Origin of the sequence: Cyclobacterium lianum (genome assembly GCF_900143075.1) — a bacterium.
In the GTDB taxonomy this organism is placed as follows: domain Bacteria; phylum Bacteroidota; class Bacteroidia; order Cytophagales; family Cyclobacteriaceae; genus Cyclobacterium; species Cyclobacterium lianum.
In genome coordinates this window covers 15,171-35,901 of the sequence record NZ_FRCY01000014.1, presented here as the reverse complement: position 1 = coordinate 35,901, position 20,731 = coordinate 15,171, and the positions used below count along the sequence as shown (strand labels likewise).

Sequence of the window (20,731 nt, the reverse complement as noted above, 5' to 3'; positions counted from 1 at the left end):
TAACCGGAAACAGGCTTTCATATTTCATGCGCCAGGTTCCGGAAGGTGAAAACTCTACCAATTACTTGTTTTACCTGGAACTGACTGTCTCCACTTCCATTTTGGCTTCCCTCGCTTTACCTTCTTTCAGCCACTGGGGCACTACCTGGTCCAAAAATGTTTCCTTGGCGGATTTTTCAGCAGGTATGTCCAGTCCGATGTATTCCTGCAAGGCGATCTTATCGGAAAAATCCGGCATTTCCACAGATTGTGTGAAGCCCAGGTCTGCCAAAAGCCTGGCTAGATTTATCCGGGTTTCCTGAATGATGCCGGTGGCTGAGGTGACGATGGTACTGGTTTCCAGGGGTGCATGAAAGGCTGCACCGTGTGAGGCTACTGCGTAATCCCAGCGCCATTGTGCATGCCGGATGCCTTTCAGAATATCTTCCATATCAGAGGCATCGGCCCCCAGCTCCCAGGCCTTCGCCGCCTCAATATGTGCCATTGCGATGAGTCGTTGCAGTTTTGCGGTGCCGGTTTTGATTTTTCTTTGTCGTTCGTACACATCGCTCACCAGGTCCGATTGTTTTTCTCTGTGGCATACAAAGCAGGAATTTTCCACGTTGCTTAAAGGTGAACCTATATGGTGATCCGTAAATTTTTGCCCTCCTTCGGATTTATAAGGCATATGGCAATCGGCACAGGAGACCCCTCTTTTTGCATGTACGCTAAGGGAATACAATTCATAATCGGGATGCTGTGCCTTGATCATTCTGGCTTTGCTGAGCGGGTGAACCCAGTCCGCAAAATCAATATTGTCGTAATACTGCTCTACGGAAGATACGTCCATTCCATCCTTCCAGGGAAAGGTCAGGTACTGCGCATCCTCTTTACCGGGTATAGACTTGTCAAAATAGTATTCTACATGGCATTGCGCACAGACCAGGGATCGCATTTCCTGATGGGAGGCCTGGTTGACATCTTTTCCCATGGCCTCAAACGCTTCGATAAGTGCCGGGCGGGTAATGGTCAGGTTCATGGTTTCCGGATTGTGGCAGTCTGCACAGCCAATAGGATTGACTACCTCACTGCCTAAATCCGACCATTTTTTACTGTAGTATTCGCTGACCCCGACTTCGTTCATCAGCCTGGGTACATCAGGGCTTTTGCAGGTCCAGCAGGTGCTGGGCATGGGACCTTCTCCGGCTTCCATGGGGGCTCCCGTTCGCAGTGTCTCTCTGATATCCTCTACCGCATAAGCATGACCCCGGGGATGGGTATAGTCTTTGCTAAAAGCATAGCCTGCCCACAGGATTACCATCTCCGGATTATCTGCCAATACGTCTTTTTTTCCACTGGTATTGTACAGACTGCTAAATGTGGTGTCTGCCGTTTTTTGGTAGGATTGGTATTGCCTGGGATAATTTAATCCCCAGACAGAATCCCGGGGCTCAATGCCCTTAAGGCTGACTTTTGGCTGATACGCAAAACGGGCTTCTGTTTTTCGGTCCATGATGGTATAGGCAAGCATGGCCAAAAGAAAAACGATTATCGCTGTGATTCCAAAAAGCATCCAATTTTTCATCTCTTTATCATTTGATTTTTAATGGCCGGAAGCCCGCCCGGATACCGCCAGTCGGACGGGCCCGCCGGGATGACGCCAGGTAGGCGGAGAATTTTTGACGATTAAAATAATCGTTGCTTCCTTTGATTGATGATGATTTTAATCCTGTCAATTTCATAACCTGAGCATTTAATTTTGTTCACTTTTCTGTTGCATAGAAGCTTTTAACCATTTTGGGATGATCTCCAGGTCTTCGGGGGAATGGGCGCGAATGGGTTCGATCTGGTGCCCGGTAGCAGAAAGGCTTTTCACCCGTCCATGGGGTACCTCCCTATGGCACTCCCAGCAGGTCCGGTCAGTCCGTTTCTCTTTGTGGCTTTCTACAAAACCCAATAATTTGGCATCAGTGACCTGGTCTTCATGGCAACGGATACAATTGTTTTGTATGACCCGTACAGAGGGACCCCGCGCCTTTATTACTTCCGGTTCGGCCCGCATGGTAAAGACCGAAGCGTGGTAAAGCCCATCTTTGGCTTTAAAGAAATATTTGTTGATGATGTTGTCGTGCGGTACATGGCAGTCGTTGCAATGGGCCACTTCTCTGTGGGAACTGTGGTTCCAGGTGATGTATTGGGGAGTCATGATATGGCAATTCACACAGGCTTGTGGATCATCGGACAAATAGGAGGCAGCGTTACTCAATTTTAAAAGATAAATTCCCAAACCAAAAATGGCTGCCACCAGAACCGTTGCCGCGGGTCTCCAATTGTGCGGTGGAACCAGGCTGTACCGGAAAAGAAATCTTTTAAATTGATTGCCAAAAGCCATATCGGTGCCTTCGTTAAAATATCAAGTTATCAGATGTGAGATGACAGGCCATAAAATTATTGGGATACCCTGGTTTGTCATCTGAATGATGCCGTCATTCGTAATTTACACAAATTTTACACGGAGAAAAAGAATACTACCGTATTTTTTCATTTGTCCGGACTGGTAGGCTATTGTCTTGTTTGGCCACCTGTCAGATGGCAGGGACTCATTCTGCAACTCATTAAGATCAGTCCTGCTACAATTGGGCAGACGCGGAAGGGTGCCGGGGTGCTCCGCTTTGTATTACAAAAATCAGCACCTTTGATGCCCGGTCCGGGCTTGCTTATACCTCTGGTGACTTTACCGGTTAAAAACTATTTCAAAATTTTTAATCCGTTTTTATTGCTATGTGACACATTATTATTAGGTTTAAGAGAATTTGGAAGTTGATAAAGTTCAAAATAATCCATTTTCCAAAATATTATAGCTGTTAGTCAGTTTAAAATAAGCCCAACCTGAAGGATCTGAACAAGATCCTTCTTTTTTTTGGTTAAAAAATGAACTAGTTTTTATAAAAATTTTGCAAGTATTGAAAAAATAGGTTTATAATTAAACTAAAATTCATAAAAACTACAATATCAGATTCAGGTATGGCTAATATTCTATTGATTTTGCAGGAAAACCGGCCTTTAAAGGGTTTAGAAGCTTATTTTTAAAGTAATAAAAGATTAATACCAGGGTAAACGTAAAAATTTGGTAGTTCAGCGTTTCTGATTACCGGAACGGCGACATTGAGATTTGTCTAAGGGAATCAAATCATATTTTGGATTGATTTTTTTCAGGTAAAAATTCCTTGGTGCTTTACCGACTGGAAAGCAGGATTGACCCGGGGACTGAAACCGGCCGCTCAAATTACCCTATCTAATGTTAGTCATGCAAAAGGCCATATGGTCGAATTCATCAGCCACTGGTAGCTGATGCCGGCAAGAACTCCCATGACAATGATCAGGGGCGAAGGTATTTTGCTGAATTGTAACAAGGCAAAGGTTCCGATGATAGCGGCGATGTTAAACAGGTTGTTATCCAAAGGTTCAAAAAGCAGATAGGCAGCGGCTATCAGCATGCCACAGCTTACCGCATTGACCCCTTCCAGGGCAGCTCGTACGGGGCGGTATTTTTTTAGTTCGTCCCAGAACCTGATGATAAAGAAAATCAGAAATGTACCAGGTAAAAATATGCCGGCGGCAGAAATCAGGCCTCCTGTGATCATACCGGTAGCCCCCATATCCCGGAGAGAGAGCGCGCCGATGTAGGAGCTGATGCTAAAGGTGGGTCCGGGCACACTCTGGGAGATCGCATAACCGGTCAAAAATTCTTCCGAACTCAGGTAGTTTTTAAATTCTACGAATTCGGTATACAGATAGGGGACCAATACCTGCCCTCCACCAAAAATCAGACTTCCGTTTCGATAGAAATTTTCAAAAAGCCTGACCGGTAATAGCCGGGTGTAATGTCCCAGAAGAGCGGCTGCAATCAGCACTCCGGCCCACAAAATAAAGTTGCTCCACGAAATACTTATTTTTGATTTTTCTTCGATGACCGGTTGTTTGTTATAATTATGTGTGGTGATCAGGCCGCCAATGACCAGCATAATCGGAAAGATAAAGGGGGAGTTGTAAAAAAATGCCACAAATGCTGCAATCATCATCAGCAGGGCAGCTTCGACGGTGTGGATCATCTTTTTGATGGTGATCTGAGACGCGTAGATGATGTAGCCTATGGCCATAGGTTGGATAAATTTGGCAAATCCCAGGGCTCCTTCTGTGTTGGCTTGCAGGTGCTCAATCAAAAATGCGGTAGCTATCATCAGGCTGGTCGCCGGAAATATCCAAACCAGCAGCGAAAGGTAAGCAAGTGCAGGACCTCCGATGCGGAAACCTATGGCAGAAATCGTCTGTGTGGAAGTGGGTCCGGGGAGGACCAAACAGAGGGCGTTTAATTCCAGCAGGTCTTTTTCGGTAATATAGCCCCGCCTTTTCACCATCAGGTCGATGACCATAGCCAGAAATACCTGGGGACCACCAAAGGCGGTAAGGGAAAGCACGAGCACATCTTTCAGATAAATGTAATACCGTACCCTCCTTATGATTGTCATGTGCCCGTTTATTTTTTCAAGCCCAGCTCTTTTAATCGCTCTTCGAGAAATTCGCCCGCAGTGCAGTCTTCAAAGGCTTTGGGATGCTCTGCACCGATGCAATTGTCCAGACAGCTCAAATCCATCTCAGACCTGGGGTGCAAAAAAAACGGAATGGAGTACCTGCTGCTATTCATCTTTTCTCTTGGAGGATTGACTACTCTGTGGATGGTAGATTTGAGCTTTTTATTGGTGAGCCTTTCGAGCATATCACCCACGTTTACCACCAGTTGGTCCGGTAAGGCCGTGATCGGGATCCACTTCCCATCTTTTCTCAGCACCTGCAAGCCGTCTGCACTGGCCCCCATCAATAAGGTGATGAGGTTGATGTCTCCATGCTCGGCCGCCCGCACCGCATCCGGCGGTACCGCCGCCGGGTTTTCTATGGGGAAGTAGTGGATCGATCGTAAAATGGAGTTGCCATACCTGACCTTGTCGTCAAAATAGGTTTCCTCCAGATCAAGATTCAGGGCGATCGCACGGAGCATTTGTATACCGGCTTCCTCTATGGTCTGGTATACTTTCAGCGAAATTTCCCGAAATCCGGGTACTTCTTCCGGCCATACATTTTGGGGATAATCTTCGATAACCGTATCGTCATTCGGAATGAGATCCATGGGTTGGCCTACATGGTAAAACTCCTTAAGGTCGCCCGTGTTTCTTCCTTTGGCATGTTCCTTTCCTTTGCCAGTATAGCCTCGCTGGAATCCGATTTCAGGTTTCTCATATTTGGCTTTTACCTCGTCGGGCAATGAAAAGAACTTTTGGATGGCCGCATACAATTCATCCTGCATGGCCTGCTTCAGCCCATGGTTCCTGATGGCTACAAAGCCAATATTTTCATAGGCATCTCCCAGATCCCTGACGAATGCTGCTTTCCTCTCCCGATCTCCGGAAAGGAAGTCAGCCAGGTCAAGCGATGGGATCTCGTCAAATAAAATTTCGCTCATCTGCTGTTTTGTTTGCTGCAAGGTAAATTTTTTAAATGTAAAATTAAACATCCCTTATGGTTTTCATTTTTCGCATTACTGGCTGTTGATTGTTTTTTTTTTACTGGCAGTAAAATTGGTATAATACCCCGACCAGAATTCCGGATAACGGTACCGGACGAGTGGTATCAAAACCAGTGCGGTTCATGCCTGAGATTATTGGGTCATGGCTCTAAGCACAGCAAGTGATCTGATCTCTCCGAAATTCTCCATGTGAATTTTATAAAAGAGCAGCCAGTCATCGATTAATGCGCTTCTCATTTTTCGGGGCATAGCCATAGGAAGCGCTTCTGTTGTAACCATGAGCCTGTCCAGATTCATCCTTTTATCCTCATAGGCTTTGCCTGACTGGTCCAACGGTAGTTGCAAATAAAAGTCTGCTGCATCGGCTGGTTCAAAACCCAGGAAACGGGAGGTTTTCATCAAAAACAGCAGGAGGTACACTGTGGGCTGAAACGCTTCACTGTCCAGTGCCACAATTTCCTCGAACAGGTGGTCAAACAGTTGCTCATTTTGGTAATTGTCAAAGATAATTTTACCAAGAAACTCCCCCATAAACATGCCTATTCCTGAGCGGTAGAAATCGAAAGGTATGCGGTGAAAGGCCCTGGACAGCTTTACCTCGGAGATACGGTTGATATTGGCATTTTCTTTTTCATACACCACCAGGTCTAAAAGCGTCAGGGTTTGAAAATGGGCCATTTTTGTTTTCGACTTGTGGCTCCTTACACCATTTACCAGGTAGGATTTCAGGCCCAGGTTCCGGGTAAATATCCTGGCAATGATGGAGGTTTCGCGGAATTTGGTATAGCTGATTACTATCCCTGAGGTTTTCTTAAGCATGGATTTGTAGTTTATGCATGCTCTCCGTAAAAACAACGCCGGCACCGGGCCTCATAACTTTCCTTCTCGCCGAGCATCACTTTGGATTTTTCGGCGGAAAGCCTGTAGCTGAAGGAGGCCAGGTCGCCACACTTCATGCAAATGGCATGTACTTTTGTCACATATTCTGCAACGGCCAGGAGTTGTGGCATGGGTTCGAAGGGCTTACCCTCAAAATCCATATCCAGGCCAGCCAGGATCACCCTGACACCGGAACGCGCCAGCCTTTCTGCTACTGTTACGATCTGTTCATCAAAAAACTGGGTTTCGTCTATCCCTACCACGTCACAGTTGCCTGCCAATAAGAGTATGTCATTGGCAAATTGCACGGGAGTCGAGCGGATGATGCTTTCATTGTGGGAAACCACATTTCGTTCATCATAGCGGATGTCTACGGAGGGCTTAAAAATTTCTACTTTCTGCCGGGCGATAATGGCCCGGTTTAGCCGCCTGATCAGCTCCTCGGTTTTTCCGGAAAACATAGACCCACAAATAACTTCGATCTGACCTTTCCGGCCGGACTGAATTTGATTTCCTAATGGAGGTTCTAAAAACATCGTTTCGCTAAATGATCATCATGTGATTTTGCCAATACCCCTATACGGGAAACGCAGCCGGACAGGATACAACTAACCACTGCAATTGGTGAAATTAAAGGATTTCTTCCTATTTATAAAAATAGGCCGGATAGATCGGTCGCAGTTCATCCTGATCAGGCCTTTTATTTGTACGTATAAAATGCCTAACTTTACTTTTACTTTTAACGGAAAAAACAAGTCAGATGGCAGTTTACAAGATTTTAGACCAGGCATATATTGACCGGTATTCGGGAGATTTTTCCAGGAAAATATGTGACGAATATTTTACCGACAGACAATACATCGGCGGACAGGAAATCATACAGCTTACAGCATGCAGTCAACTGAATTTGATGGTTATCAAAATTCTCTTCGAAAGCTGGCAGGAACAAATGGATACCATGGCCAGGAATCCCTATTTCGACTATGGAGACCATGCGGTAAAAGAAGCCCTTGTCCGTTTTATGAATACCCTGTCCAGGGCCATAAAAATTAGGAGAGAAGATTTCGAGCCGTTGCTGGAAAAGGCCCTTAGCTTAACATTGCACCTGGGCGCCGACCCGGTCGGCTTTTTTCTTCAGGACTGGGATGAGCCCGAAGGCAAACCAGGCGGATATTTCAAGGAACAGAAAAAATACATCAAATGGCATGTGCCCGTCTGGCAGTCCGTAGCATCAGCTCTGGCCGAAAACCCCGAAACACCGCGATGGGAAGAGGAGTTGCAGGACAGTTTTGAGAAGAACTCATCAACACTGTCCTCTGCCCATAGTCTCTTCGAACCCCTGAATGAAAAGGTGCCGATTGATCCCAATAAAATGTGGACCGATAAAAAAGTGGCTCCATGGGAGGAAAATGCTCATGAGCCGGCTGCTGATCCGGTAGCGGAACCGACAGATGCCGAGCAGCCGGAGGTTGATGAACCGGATAAAGGTGAAGGTACAGTGGCCACTGAAATTGACCCGGCACTGGCCTGGGCAAAATTTGAATCGGAGGAATATACCTACATGAAAGGAAGTGTCCGTAACCTTAGAGAAAGCCTGGGCATTAACCAACGCATCATGTTTACCAAAAGGCTTTTTCAGGGAAACCAGGATCTTTTGGACCAGGCGATGGACGAGTTGGACCAAGCCGACAGTTTTTTCGATGCAGTGAACCTGATGAACCAGAGCTTTGTCCAGCCTCTGAAATGGGATGCCAGCTCAGACGAAGTACAGGAGCTGTTGCAACTGCTTTTTCGCAAATTTGACGGTGAAGAAGATTGACGGTATTACAGGCACACTACAGCCAATTGCATGAGGAAGCCCTCAGGCAAATTGCCCGGGAAGGGTTTAGTTACGACTCCGCCCTGAAGGATTCGATGGATAGCAGAAGGGGTTTAACGCTATTGTTACGGCCTGATGAAGAAGTAACCACAAATATTGGTAGATTTATTGCGGCGGTAAAAACTATAGATCCGGATCAATATTACTATCCTCCCACCGATATCCATGTGACCGTTATGCCAATAATTTCCTGTTACCCCGGGTTCAGCACCGAGTCCCTCGATCTGCCCCGCTACATTTCACTGATCCGGCGGGCCCTGGATCCTGTCAGGAAGATACCGATCAGGTTTCAGGGGGTCATGGCTTCGCCCTCCTGTCTGCTGATATGCGGTTTTCCTATTAACGGTGAACTGGAACACTGCCGGAATAATCTGAGAGCGGCTTTTTCGAGTTCCCGATTGGAACAATCACTGGATAAAAGGTATACCCTGATCACGGCGCACAGCACCGTGGTCAGGTTTCAGCAGGAGGTAAATCGACCTGAAAGAATTTTAGCTCTGCTGGACAAATATAAAGATCACTTTTTTGGAGAGCAGGTGTTTGATCAGGTGGAATTTGTATATAACGATTGGTATCAGCGGAATAAAATGGTAAAAACCTTGCAATTCTTTCCCTTAAAACCCTGAATCTATTGCAGGGAGGGTTATTTTGAAACTTTTACATCGTCGATATAAAACAATCCCAACGCTTCCTTTTCATCTGCACCGGGTAATGGTGGGACAGGGTCCTCATTGGGTGTTTTTCTGCCAGGCAGGTTTCGGTAAGGACCAGTTCGAAAGGAAAGCCTTTCCACAGATTTAACGGCCTCGGTCAGGGCTATATTTTCTGCGACCGGTTTTTCATTCAGGTACAGATTATAGGAGCCAAAAGGCCGGGCATCAATTTCAAGCCTGATTTTCTGCCATTGGCCGGCTTGCAGGCTTCCCATTTCTTTTTCAATATGCCCGTCCATATAGGTGAATTGACATTCGGGGCTGATTTTTATTCGGATGGGCCGGTTGCCAAATTGGTCCACCACGTCCATTTCCAGCAATCCCTCATTATCAGGAGAGACCATTACAGCCCATTCTACCTGGACTTCCTCTTCGGTTTCAAAAATCCTTATGGCCCGGGCATAATCGTATGGATCCTCATCCTTCAGCTCGAGTGCCAGTCCGGGGCGTACAGGGTCATTCACCAGGTTTACCGGTGCCCACAATGGGGCATAAATGTTCCATTCGGGTACAACACCGGATGGTTTTAGTTGGTCAAAATCATCGTTTACAGGTCCGCTAACCACATGGCGAATCGGCGTGGGTACACGGCTTACCCACATGTCTTCTTTGTTCATACTGTAGGTAAGCCACATGGCGTCACCGGGTGGCAATCCATTTCCCGGGACAATTCCCCGCACATAGCAGGGACCAAAATCTTTCCATCTACCATAATACCTCCGTGGAGGCACTTCTCCCTGTACCAGTACCATATCATCAAAAATGATCCCATCATCCGAGCTGATGACAATTAATGGGTATCTGTATTCGTCAATATCTATAGGATTATATACCATGGCGAAGCGGCCATCTGAGGTCTTCTGGCCCCAAACTTTGCCGCCAGCCATGGTAAGGGTAGGTACTTTCACGGCGGGAGTAAAATTCTTTCCCTCATCATCTGACAGGGCAGCCCTGGACCGTTTCCACAATCCGACAATTTTTCCGTCTTTCCTGGTAAAATAGGAGAAAGCTGAACCGCCTCTTTCTCCATTATAAAATCCGTCCATTCCATTGTCTTCGTCCCTCCACTGAAGGGTCACCAGGGTATTGGCCAGCAATTCATCGCAGGCCTCGATGAATGCGGCATCGGGAGAGGATTGGTAAAAGGAGAAAGCGGTATTGTGCGCATTCCAATCGGTATGGCTACTGTATCGGATAAAATAAATAGGACCAAGGCTGCCGTCTTTCCTGATCTCTCTGACCACGCGGCCAATTCCACCTTCTTCGAAAGGATCCTCAGTATGCCCGTAAAAAGCCAAAGTAAGCAATTTGCCGTTTTTGCTGGTATAAAAACCCATTCGCTGGTGCATCATGTACCCATCGTAACCCTCAGGTATTTTTGTGCCTTCAGGTGCCGGGTATGGCGGGAATATCACTTCTGGTTTTGACCATTCCCTGCCGTCCTCAGAACTGACCAGCAGGGTCTGGCCCGGCGCAATATGTTCATCCACTGGATTGCTCAGGTATTGCTGGTAAAATTTGCCTTCCCAGTATGCCAGGTTGGAGGCATGGTTGTATGTCCAGCCGTAACCGTCAGCGTATTCCGGATGGGACCTGTTTACCCGCAGGGTTTGCCGGCTTTCCACGCCTACTGCATAGCGCAATCGTCCCTCGTGTCGGTCAGGATCTATGCTATTGCCGCCTATGTATCGGACAGGCTCATGCTGACTACCTGTTTGTGCCAATAGTGGGATTGAAAAGGAGCCATAGAAGGCAACAAGTAGGGCCAGGGATGCTGCAAATTTGTACATGGCTTTAAAGTTTGATAAAGATTTTTCTTTTATACAACAGATAGGCAGGAATAAAATTGATACCGACAAATAGTAAGGCGTACAGCAGGCTGGCCAACTTTGCGGGCAGTCCGCTGCTGGTAAGCCCATTCAGAAAGTGCATGTTCAATGAAGTTCCGGCAAATTCAGCCCGGTAAAATAGCAAGGAAAGTATATCGGCAAGTACATATACCGTAATGGCATTGGCGCCAAAAATTATCCCCGCTCGGGTTCCTTTTTGCTTTCCCAATACATCCACCAGGAAATAGCAGGCTCCAAGTGCAATGAAGGCAGTACCACCGGTCACCAGCGTAAATGAGCTGGTCCAGAGATGCTTGTTGATGGGAAAGACCTGGGCCCAAAGCAGGCCGAGCAATACCAGGGGCACGCCTAAGGCCATCAGGTAATTGGCTTTGAGCTGTTGGTTGTTATCGGCAAGCAGGATTTTACCTGCCAGCAAGCCCAGGATCCCGGTAACAATTGCCGGAAGCGTACTGAACAAGCCTTCGGGATCCCAGTTTCCTTCCCACATCCTGCCAGGAAGCAGGATACGGTCTATCCATGCTGCCAGGTTTCTACCCGGTTCCAGCATGACCTTTCCTTCATCAGGTGTGGGTATCAGCGTCATGGCAAGCCAGTAGGAGAGCAGGATCCCCCCTGCCAGGTACACCTGCTTTTTCCAGTCGGTATGTAAGAACAGGAAGGCACAAACCAGGAATACGATAGCAATGCGCTGCAACACACCGGTAATACGCATTTCTGAAAAATTAAAGTCAGGGATAAGATTTAAAAAAACACCAACAAGGAAGATTTTTAGGGACCGGACCAGGATTTTTTTATACATTTCCTCTTTGGGGAACCCGCCCTGTAGTCTTTTGGTGTAGGCAAAGGCGACGGAAACTCCTACAATAAAAAGGAAAAATGGATAGATAAAATCTGTCATGGTGAGGCCATTCCACGATGCATGCAATAAGGGCGGAAAAACATGGTTCCAGGAACCTGGATAATTGACCAGAATCATTGCAGCGATAGTAAAACCCCTTAAAGCATCCAGCGAGATCAATCGGGTAGTGGTGGGCGTCATAGAATAAAATTATGTGTTTTTGATAGTCAATTTAATACCAGATTGGGTAATAATAAGGCTATTTAAATCTTTTGAATTATGAATAAAAGCAAATACTACTTTCTGTTTCTGGGTCTTTTTATTTTTATATGTAGCTGTCAACAAAGTACCTCCTGGCAGAGTACCGTTGATGAGCTGTATCTGGAATGGGAACTGGTTAGCAATTTTACCGCTGAAGAAGGACAATTTGAAGCCCGTTTTATTCTTGAGAACAAGGGATCAGATGCATTGGATGATGAAGGCTGGGCCTTGTTTTTCAACATGTCGCCACGACGCATCGTGAGCAGCACGAAAGCAGATATTACCCATATTAACGGTGACTGGTACCGGTTGAGCCCCAGGGAAGGATTTTACCTGGCTTCAGGAGAACAGGTGGAAATCAACTATACAGGAGTCGAGGGTGTCATCAAACAGAGCGATGCTCCAATGGGCTTGTATTTCGTTTTTTACGGACAAGACCAGGAGGAGCTGGCGCAGATTCCGGTCAGCCACTGGACCGTACGCCCATTCGAAAGGGAGGAACAGTTGCTTCGGGGTACGATGGATGAGGAAGCAGCCTACAATCCGGAAAGCCAGTACGATGTCAATTCGAATATGAGCCCGGTTTCTTCGGGTGAACTCCTGCCGGTAATTCCATCTCCCTACCATCTGGAAAAAGGCGCAGGTGTGTTCGAAATCAAGGAGGGAATGACTATTGGCTTCGAGGAGGGGCTTGAAAATGAATCCACTTACCTGGTCGACAAATTAAAGACCCATACCGGCCTGAGCCTGAATAGCAATACGGGAAATGAAGCCCAGACCGATATTTACCTCTCCCTGGCAGATATAAGGGTGAATGGCAAAGAAAGGGAAGCCTATCAAATGCAGGTAAACAAAGACGGTGTTTTTATTACTGGTAGTGATGCTGCCGGAGTTTTTTATGGCGTGCAGAGCCTGCTGGCACTCCTGGGGCCGGATGTTTATCTGGACAATTCCCCGCCTGTAGCACTGCCATTTGTTTCAATTGAAGATGTTCCGCGATTTGGTTTTAGAAGCCTGCATGTAGATGTTGCCAGAAATTTTCAATCGAAAGAAACCATCAAAAAGGCTTTGGACATGATGTCTCATTATAAATTGAATCATTTTCTGTTTTATACTTCGGAAGACGAGGGCTGGAGGCTCGAAATTCCAGGCTTGCCGGAATTGACAGAGGTGGGAGGGCAACGTCAGCATGTAAGTGGAAAGGATGCCCCGGCTTTGCATCCGGCCTATGGATCAGGACCTAAGGCTTATGCAGAAAATAGCCATGGTAGCGGCTTTTACACCCGGGAAGAATTTATCGATATCCTTCGATATGCCAGGCAGAGGCACATTACAATCATACCGGAATTGAATTTTCCGGGTCATGCCCGGGCAGCCATTAAGTCTATGGAGGCCAGATACCAGAAATACATGGAAGCCGGCGATGAGGCAGCCGCCGAGGAATACCGTCTCATAGATCCGGAGGACCAGTCGGAGTACCTTTCTGCCCAGGCATATAAAGACAATGTGGTCAGTGTGGTGCGGGAATCTACCTACCATTTTTACGAAAAAGTGGTAGACGAACTGGCTGCAATGTACGCCGAGGCAGGGTTGAAATTGGAAAAAATACATGCAGGAGGTGATGAAGTGCCGGTAGGCTCCTGGACACAGTCTCCCATGGTGGAGGAATTGCTCGAGGAGTCGCCGGGAGAATCTCCAAATGCTGCATTGATGCTGGAGGACCTGCCGGATATTGGTGAAATGGATAACCTGCAGGCCTTCTTTTTTCGGGAATTGCTGAAGCGGCTGGAAGAGCGCAACCTTGAAGTTCATGTGTGGGAAGAAATGGCTTTGAGACGGGATGAGAAAGGAGAGCTGAAACCCAATCCTGAATTTGCCGGCCGAAATGTGGTGCCTTATATATGGAACAACATGTTTGACTACCCTGATCTGGGCTACCAGTTGGCCAACCAGGGCTATGACATAGTACTTTGCAATGTATCCAATTTTTACTTTGACCTGGCCTATTCCAATGATCCTGCAGAACCCGGATTGTACTGGGCAGGCTTTGTGAATACAAAAAATGCCTGGGCTTTTGCGCCCTTTAACTGGTTTAAGACGACCTACAAATCCAGTATGGGCAGACCCTTGGACAGGGAGACAATATCGAGAACTATGGTAGAGATAGATGACAGTGCAAAAGACAATATCCTTGGTATTGAGGCACAGCTATGGGGGGAAACCGTAAAAGGAGGCGAAATGGCAGAATATTATCTTTTCCCTAAACTACTGGGCTTTGCTGAAAGTGCCTGGGCCAGAGAAAGGGACTGGGAACAGGAGGATGACCTGATCCGGATGGATGCGAGGATTGAATCCGGTTGGAACCGGTTTGCAGCTACCATCGCTGGAAGGGAGTATCCCAAACTTGCCCGTTGGAATGGAGGATTTGCTTACCGGATCGCTCCACCGGGGGTAAAACAGGAAGATGGTAAAATTTACGCCAATGCTAATTTTCCGGGACTAGAGCTGAGATATACTACAGATGGCAATGAGCCCAGTTCCAGTTCCAGAAAGTACGAAATGCCAATACCCCTGGACGGAGAGGTCAAAATAAGGGCCTTTGACAGAACGGGAAAAGGAAGCAGAACTGTTACCGTAAATACACAGTAATAGGAGAGCCCTTTGGACCGGGGTTCATTAGCTCGTATTGTAGGATGTAGGACCTTGTAGCAAATCTCAGGATTGGCAACTGGGAAGCAGAGAGGATTTTATCCGGAAGTCAGGAGAGACAGTTTAAATGGCAATGCCCCTACTTTTCCAGACTTCCGGTTTCCGGCCTGCGGCCAAGCTGATTGGCCACAAGAGCCTGGTACCCATCCGGATCCTCAAGCTGTATCAATTCTACAGCTTCATGCAACATTACATTCAATTCTTCAGCATACAAATCGTCTTCTTCTATCGCTTCCTCCAAAATCTGGCGCCATTGTTCCTGAACTTCTGGATCTGAGGGGTTGTAGCGGAGCTGCTGTATTTGCTCATGATCAGCGATACGTGAAAGTTTATAGTTGAGCCATTCAAATGTTTTCTCCAGGCTTTGCTTCAAATGTTCATTACCGGATTTCAGGTTCAGGTAATGAAGTATAATGGGCAATTGTGCGGGAATATTTTTCATAGCAGAAAATTGTTTTTTGTATAATGAACTCAAAAAAGTAGAATTCAGTATATTTTATATTATAGTTGGTTTTATTCAGTTCAGATCAAAAAGCGAACCAAAATTCCATAAAACGCTCTGAATCGCTCAAAATAACAGTCTTCAGAATTCCGATTTGCAGGCCGCAGCTTAGCACACATCGAAGATACTTAAAAATTTACTTTCGCTTTCAGCTTCGGTGCGGATCCGGTGCCTTTCTTAGTTAACAGGTCCCGGCACCCCTGGTACACGGAATCATGGGCGTGAAACAATGGTGCAGAAAAAAGTATAAAATTGCTATTTTTTTGAGATAAAGACCCGCTTAGGAATATTGTGGAGATCATTAAAAAATAAAAGCAATAATTAGAAATAGTATTTTGGTTTTTATGGATTTGCAAAATTTTCTTTGAAAAATCAATCTTCGTGAATCAAAGAGAATTTTGTGAAATAGGTTTTTTTTACAAAAATCAAGAATAGTCTTTACAATTAACACAATTTTAAAAAGAACCGGTTTTTTCCACGGTATTATTAACCTTTGGGTTATTTTTTTGTCATGTATTTGTTAAATCGTTCATTTCCAATCCATAAGAGTTCCACTAATTTCGCAAAATGAAGATTAATATACGTGATTTGCGCAGAAAAAGTGATTTTAAACCTTGATATTGATAAAAAATTAAGCCGGGCCATTCCAAATAAAATGTTTTGGGAGGCAAAATAATTTTAATCTAACTAAATTACTTGGGATATGGAACAACCAGACAAAAAATTACTGGATGGTTTTCGAAACGGGGACCGAAAGGCCTTCGAAAAGATTTACCAATATTACAGGATACCTGTGATCCGTTTCAGTGTTTCCATTATCAAGGACGAGCAGGAAGCGGAAAACATTTACCATGAAGTATTCATGAAGATCCTCAAGCGCAGGAGAAATATTAAGCCTGAATTGAATTTCAATTCCTATGTTTTTACTGCCGTCAAAAACGAGATTTTTGATTACCTGAAGGCTTTAAATAAAAACAATAGTTTAAAGGAGCAATTTTGGGAAAGGATCCATCAGCAGGAAGATGAATGCAGTAAGGTAAAGGAGGAGCAGCTTTCCAGGATGGAGGGCATCATTCAGAACCTTTCCCCCAAGCGAAGGCAGATTCTGGAGATGAATTATTTCGAAAAGAAATCCTACAACGAGATAGCTGATATTTTGATGATTTCGAAAAATACCGTCAAAAATCAGTTGGTAAAAGCCAAGTATATTCTGAGAAAAGAGATGGAATAAACAGCGAGCGGGGTTTTTATTGCCGACAAGTATTTTCGGTTTTTTTTTCGGATAACTATGTCCGGAGTTTTTAAGAACAGTTATTTCGGTTATCTTGCTGTAAAAAAACATCTGTCATTCGCCTTATGTTTTTTTGCAATAGGTAATAAACTGTTATGCTGGAGGGAAAACATGCATTTTTTTTCAATGCGGACGAATATTTTGTCTACCTGGCTGTTTTTGGATTTTTTGTTCTGATCGCCAGTTTGTTGCCAAAAATCCTTGACAAACGGTTGATTACGGCACCAATAATTTTCCTGATATTGGGAGTAGCATTGTTTTCGTTGCCCTTTGATCTACCCGTTCATCACTGGGCTGACTCGCCGTATTGGCCCAAAAGACTGACGGAGTTAGGCGTTATTATTTCGCTTACAGGTGTAGGATTAAAAATAAACCGGCCGTTTGCGAAGGAAACGTGGAATCTATCCAAATGGCTATTGTTGATTACCATGCCTGTGTCCATGCTGGCAATAGCCCTTCTGGCCCACTATTTCCTTGGATTTCTCCCTGCTGCAGCAATACTGGCAGCGGCAGTCCTGGCTCCCACTGATCCGGTGCTGGCAGCAGACATACAGACCGGTCCGCCGGGGAGCAAGGACCATTCTGAAACCAGATTGGCGCTCACTACTGAAGCCGGGTTGAATGATGGTCTGGCTTTTCCGTTCACCCACCTGGCTCTTGCCGTTGTACTGGCTGGCATTGCTCCCGGAAAGTGGCTAATGGATTGGTTGCTGATGGATGTAGTATACAGGATTGTTGTCGGCTTCCTTGTGGGCGTATTGGCGGGTAAATTGATGGCCTGGCTGATATTTACCTATTCCTTTACCAAAGCCCGGATTTCTCAATCGCCGGCCAGTGGGATCCTGGCGATCAGTCTTACGCTTATTCCATATGGACTGGCAGAATTGGTGGAGGGATATGGTTTCATTTCCGTTTTTGTAGCCGCCTGCTTTTTCCGTCAGCAGGAAAGTACCCATCGGTTTGTAAACTATGTTCATGATCTTTCTGAAGAACTGGAGCGGATCTTTATCATGGTATTATTTGTCGGGCTGGGCTATTATCTGGTCCATTTTTTTCCGTCGGATATGGATATAGATCTTTTTTGGGTTGCACTACTATTTGTATTTTTAATCCGCCCAATTTCCGGAATGCTCGGGATCGGCCATCAAAACCTGTCATTTAAAGAAAAATGGGTGATTTCTTTTTTTGGTATACGTGGTATAGGTTCGCTGTTTTATCTATTTTTTGCTTTGTATCAGGAGGACTTTCCGGACGGTCGCCGATTACTTGCTCTGGTGGTGGCCACCATCATCCTATCGGTCCTGGTCCATGGCATGCTGGCCAAATTTGCGATCGGCTGGATAGTTGCTTCCGAAAGAAAATCAGACGGTTAAAGTCCTGATATTCGCGAATTTGTGCCTTTTCAAAATGCTTATTGTTCTGCCGTAATATCGTATTGTAAATTAAAAAAAAAGTAGCTAGAAGGGATACTTTTTTCGTTTTTCATAGTATAATATACATACAAACTGTATTTTCTAACTATGAAGCATCTTGTACTTACATTGATCTCTTTTTTATCTATTAGCACGGCCCTTTTTAGTCAAAAAGAGCCTGAACCAGAGGTAATTAAAATTTGGGATGAAGCTCCTCATAACGCCTTTCCAGACTTGATCCGGTTTTCAGATACCTTCTACGTAGCACTCCGCGAAGGAAATAAACACATGCCAGACAAAAGTGGCAGGATACGGATTATTCGGTCTGTAGACGGGGAGAAATGGGAAACGGTTGGCCTGCTTGAAAAGCATGGTATGGATGTCAGGGAGGCCCGACTATCCATCACTCCAGAGGGTAAGATTATGGTGCTTACAGCGGTAGGAATATACGATGAAGGGTACCAAAAGCTTTACCCAATGGTAGCGTTTTCAAATGAAAAAGGAGACAGTTTTACTTCGTTGAAAAACGTAGTAATATCCAGAAAACCAGGACTCGACTGGGTTTGGTGCCTGACATGGCATAAAGGTATAGGATATGGGGTTGTATATTCCACCAGGGATGGAAAACGGGAAGCTCATCTCTTAAGTACGGTTGATGGGGTGCAATATGATGTGGTGTCTGAATTGACAGTCGGGGGTAATCCGAATGAAGCTACCCTCAGGTTTGATCATGACGACCGGCTCTATGCAGTAATAAGGCGAGAAGCAGGGGATATGATGGGAGTTATAGCATCAAGCGAAAGTCCGTACACGAAATGGACCTACACGAAGCTTCCTGTTCGACTAGGGGGGCCTAACTTTCTGTTTTATGGAGAAGACCAGATGTTGATTGGTACGCGGCAATATGGGAGCCTGGGTACCAAGACTGTTGTTCACCTCAGCGATAAGGAGGGCAACATTGAAAAAACTGTGGAATTGCCCAGTGGAGGCGATACCAGCTATCCCGGGATGCTCTTTCACCAAAACAAGCTTTGGATAGCGTATTATTCCAGTCACGAAGAAAAAACCAGTATCTATCTGGCAAAGATTTCCGAGAAGTCATTCAAGTGATTAAATACTTAGTAGTTAACTCAAGTCTCTATCAAATGCGTGCGCTGATCTTCTCCTTTCGTTTTTTACCCTTGTATTTTATCTTTTTTGGTAGCATGGCCCAGGAGGCAATATACCTGGATGACAGAAGGGAACTCTTCGTAGACCAATACCTGATAGCAAACCTGAACAAGGCAACGATCAGGATGCACCAGCCGGTGGATATGGGCAAAGTTCTGGAGTTTGATCGCCCCTGGGAGGGAGCTTTTTCGGCTTACGTGACCATTATCGAAGAGGACGGTTTATTCAGGACCTACTACCGCGGTGTTCCCACGGCTGGAAAAGATGGAAACAGTGCAGAAGTGACCTGCTATGCAGAATCCAGGGATGGGGTCCATTGGAGAAAACCAGACCTTGGCATCTATGAAGTAAATGGGAGTAAAGAAAACAACGTCATACTTGCAAATGCTGCACCCGTTACCCATAATTTCAGCCCTTTTCTGGACAGCAATCCGACAGCCAAACCGGCTGAAAAATTCAAAGCCCTGGGCGGCACTTCAGAAAGTGGCCTGGTGGCCTTTACCTCTGCGGATGGTATAAACTGGACCAGGCTTCAGGAAGAACCGGTTTTCTCCCAAGGGGTTTTCGATTCTCAGAATGTGGCCTTTTGGTCAGAAAGTGAAAGTCAATATGTCTGTTATTTTCGCTCCTGGACCGGCAAAGGATATAAAGGCTTCCGCTCGGTAAGCCGAACCACATCCAAAGACTTTGTCCACTGGACCGAGCCCGAACCGATGGGGTTTGGCGATACCCCATACGAGCATTTGTACACGCAGCAGACCAGTCCCTATTTTCGGGCGCCTCACATCTACCTGGCAATAGGTGCCCGTTTTATGCCAGATAGACAGGTGGTATCAGATGCAGAAGCAGAAAAATTGGGTGTAAACCCGAAATACTACAATGACTGCTCGGACGTGTTTCTGATGTCATCAAGGGGTGGGAACCAATATGTCAGACAGTTTATGGAATCTTTTATCCGACCGGGTATCGGTTTACAAAACTGGGTTTCCCGGTCCAATTACCCGGCCTTGAATGTCGTCCAAACCGGAGAGACGGAAATGTCCATATATGTCAATCAGGATTATGCCCAACCTTCGGCTCACCTGAGGAGGTACGCGCTACGCTTGGACGGTTTTGCATCCCTTTCGGCCGGCTACGAAGGTGGCGAAATGATTTCGAAACCCTTTATTTTTGAAGGGGAACAGCTGGAAGTCAATTACTCCACCTCCGCTGCCGGGGAAATCCGCATAGAATTGTTGGATGGTTTTGGCAATAAGTTACCCGGTTATTCCATGGAGGAAGCACAGCCGGTAATTGGTAATGAAATTTCAAGGTTTGTGTTTTGGAATAACAGTTCTGATGTTTCGGATTTGGCGGGTAATCCGGTCAGGATGAGGGTCTACCTGAAAGATGCCGATTTGTATTCTTTTAGGTTTAAGTAACCATATTCTCCGGAATTTTAACTATTTTGACCTTTGCTAAAAGCTGTTTATGCTGCCTGGAAGTTTTCATGATTGATACATTTTCCATGCACAGTTAAATTCGGGAAGATAAGACGAAATCAATGGGGACGCTGGTAGCCCGGGAAGTGATGCCGGGATTGCTATATCAGCAAGCTTTATGGATTTCCCCTCTATTGAAAGGCCGGCATAGGGCCACAAAGATACAACCATAAACAAATGAAG

Annotated in this window: 16 protein-coding genes; 7 read left to right on the top strand and 9 right to left on the bottom strand. The window is 45.8% G+C overall.

Features of this window, described 5'->3' with window-relative positions; genetic code table 11:
- Nucleotides 1–70 precede the first annotated feature (70 nt).
- The 6 genes from nrfA to BUB19_RS18400 form a co-directional block, all read right to left on the bottom strand.
- Complete coding sequence (nrfA, locus tag BUB19_RS18430; RefSeq protein WP_073096559.1) at nt 71–1,564, bottom strand: ammonia-forming cytochrome c nitrite reductase; 1,494 nt, start codon at nt 1,562–1,564, stop codon at nt 71–73.
- A gap of 168 nt (nt 1,565–1,732) precedes the next feature.
- Complete coding sequence (nrfH, locus tag BUB19_RS18425; RefSeq protein ID WP_073096557.1) at nt 1,733–2,371, bottom strand: cytochrome c nitrite reductase small subunit; 639 nt, start codon at nt 2,369–2,371, stop codon at nt 1,733–1,735.
- Nucleotides 2,372–3,284: 913 nt separating this feature from the next.
- Complete coding sequence (chrA, locus tag BUB19_RS18415) at nt 3,285–4,508, bottom strand: chromate efflux transporter (protein WP_073096551.1); 1,224 nt, start codon at nt 4,506–4,508, stop codon at nt 3,285–3,287.
- Nucleotides 4,509–4,516: 8 nt separating this feature from the next.
- Nucleotides 4,517–5,497, bottom strand: coding sequence for an isopenicillin N synthase family dioxygenase (locus tag BUB19_RS18410; protein ID WP_073096787.1), 981 nt, complete (start codon nt 5,495–5,497; stop codon nt 4,517–4,519).
- A 195-nt stretch (nt 5,498–5,692) separates the two neighbouring features.
- Complete coding sequence (recO, locus tag BUB19_RS18405) at nt 5,693–6,379, bottom strand: DNA repair protein RecO (RefSeq protein WP_073096548.1); 687 nt, start codon at nt 6,377–6,379, stop codon at nt 5,693–5,695.
- Between the two features lie 11 nt (nt 6,380–6,390).
- Entirely contained in the window at nt 6,391–6,975 is a 585-nt protein-coding gene (locus tag BUB19_RS18400; RefSeq protein ID WP_073096545.1) for a thymidine kinase, read from the bottom strand.
- 224 nt (nt 6,976–7,199) lie between these two features.
- On the opposite strand from BUB19_RS18400, the gene BUB19_RS18395 reads away from it, so the two are divergent.
- Both BUB19_RS18395 and BUB19_RS18390 read left to right on the top strand, forming a co-directional pair.
- Complete coding sequence (locus BUB19_RS18395) at nt 7,200–8,258, top strand: hypothetical protein (protein ID WP_073096542.1); 1,059 nt, start codon at nt 7,200–7,202, stop codon at nt 8,256–8,258.
- Nucleotides 8,255–8,944, top strand: coding sequence for a hypothetical protein (locus tag BUB19_RS18390; protein ID WP_073096539.1), 690 nt, complete (start codon nt 8,255–8,257; stop codon nt 8,942–8,944). The genes BUB19_RS18395 and BUB19_RS18390 overlap by 4 nt, the downstream gene beginning before the upstream one ends.
- A gap of 17 nt (nt 8,945–8,961) precedes the next feature.
- Here the strand turns inward: BUB19_RS18390 and BUB19_RS18385 are convergent, their stop codons facing one another.
- Both BUB19_RS18385 and BUB19_RS18380 read right to left on the bottom strand, forming a co-directional pair.
- Nucleotides 8,962–10,821 (bottom strand): sialidase/neuraminidase family protein, encoded by a 1,860-nt coding sequence (locus BUB19_RS18385; RefSeq protein ID WP_073096537.1) that lies wholly within the window; start codon nt 10,819–10,821, stop codon nt 8,962–8,964.
- 4 nt (nt 10,822–10,825) lie between these two features.
- Entirely contained in the window at nt 10,826–11,923 is a 1,098-nt protein-coding gene (locus tag BUB19_RS18380) for an acyltransferase family protein (RefSeq protein WP_073096534.1), read from the bottom strand.
- A gap of 78 nt (nt 11,924–12,001) precedes the next feature.
- Here BUB19_RS18380 and BUB19_RS18375 point away from each other — a divergent pair, with 78 nt between their 5' ends.
- Nucleotides 12,002–14,632 (top strand): family 20 glycosylhydrolase, encoded by a 2,631-nt coding sequence (locus tag BUB19_RS18375; RefSeq protein ID WP_073096531.1) that lies wholly within the window; start codon nt 12,002–12,004, stop codon nt 14,630–14,632.
- Between the two features lie 139 nt (nt 14,633–14,771).
- Here BUB19_RS18375 and BUB19_RS18370 read toward each other — a convergent pair whose 3' ends face one another.
- Nucleotides 14,772–15,134, bottom strand: a complete 363-nt coding sequence (locus BUB19_RS18370) for a hypothetical protein (protein WP_073096528.1) — start codon at nt 15,132–15,134, stop codon at nt 14,772–14,774.
- A gap of 763 nt (nt 15,135–15,897) precedes the next feature.
- Here BUB19_RS18370 and BUB19_RS18365 point away from each other — a divergent pair.
- The 4 genes from BUB19_RS18365 to BUB19_RS18350 all read left to right on the top strand — a co-directional run bounded on the left by BUB19_RS18365 (nt 15,898) and on the right by BUB19_RS18350 (nt 20,488).
- Nucleotides 15,898–16,425, top strand: coding sequence for an RNA polymerase sigma factor (locus BUB19_RS18365; RefSeq protein ID WP_073096526.1), 528 nt, complete (start codon nt 15,898–15,900; stop codon nt 16,423–16,425).
- Between the two features lie 155 nt (nt 16,426–16,580).
- The gene (locus BUB19_RS18360) at nt 16,581–17,858 is read left to right on the top strand and encodes a cation:proton antiporter (protein WP_073096523.1); all 1,278 of its coding nucleotides are present in this window, start codon (nt 16,581–16,583) and stop codon (nt 17,856–17,858) included.
- A gap of 147 nt (nt 17,859–18,005) precedes the next feature.
- Nucleotides 18,006–19,007 (top strand): hypothetical protein, encoded by a 1,002-nt coding sequence (locus tag BUB19_RS18355; RefSeq protein WP_073096520.1) that lies wholly within the window; start codon nt 18,006–18,008, stop codon nt 19,005–19,007.
- 35 nt (nt 19,008–19,042) lie between these two features.
- Nucleotides 19,043–20,488, top strand: a complete 1,446-nt coding sequence (locus BUB19_RS18350; RefSeq protein ID WP_073096517.1) for a glycoside hydrolase family protein — start codon at nt 19,043–19,045, stop codon at nt 20,486–20,488.
- Nucleotides 20,489–20,731 lie beyond the last annotated feature (243 nt).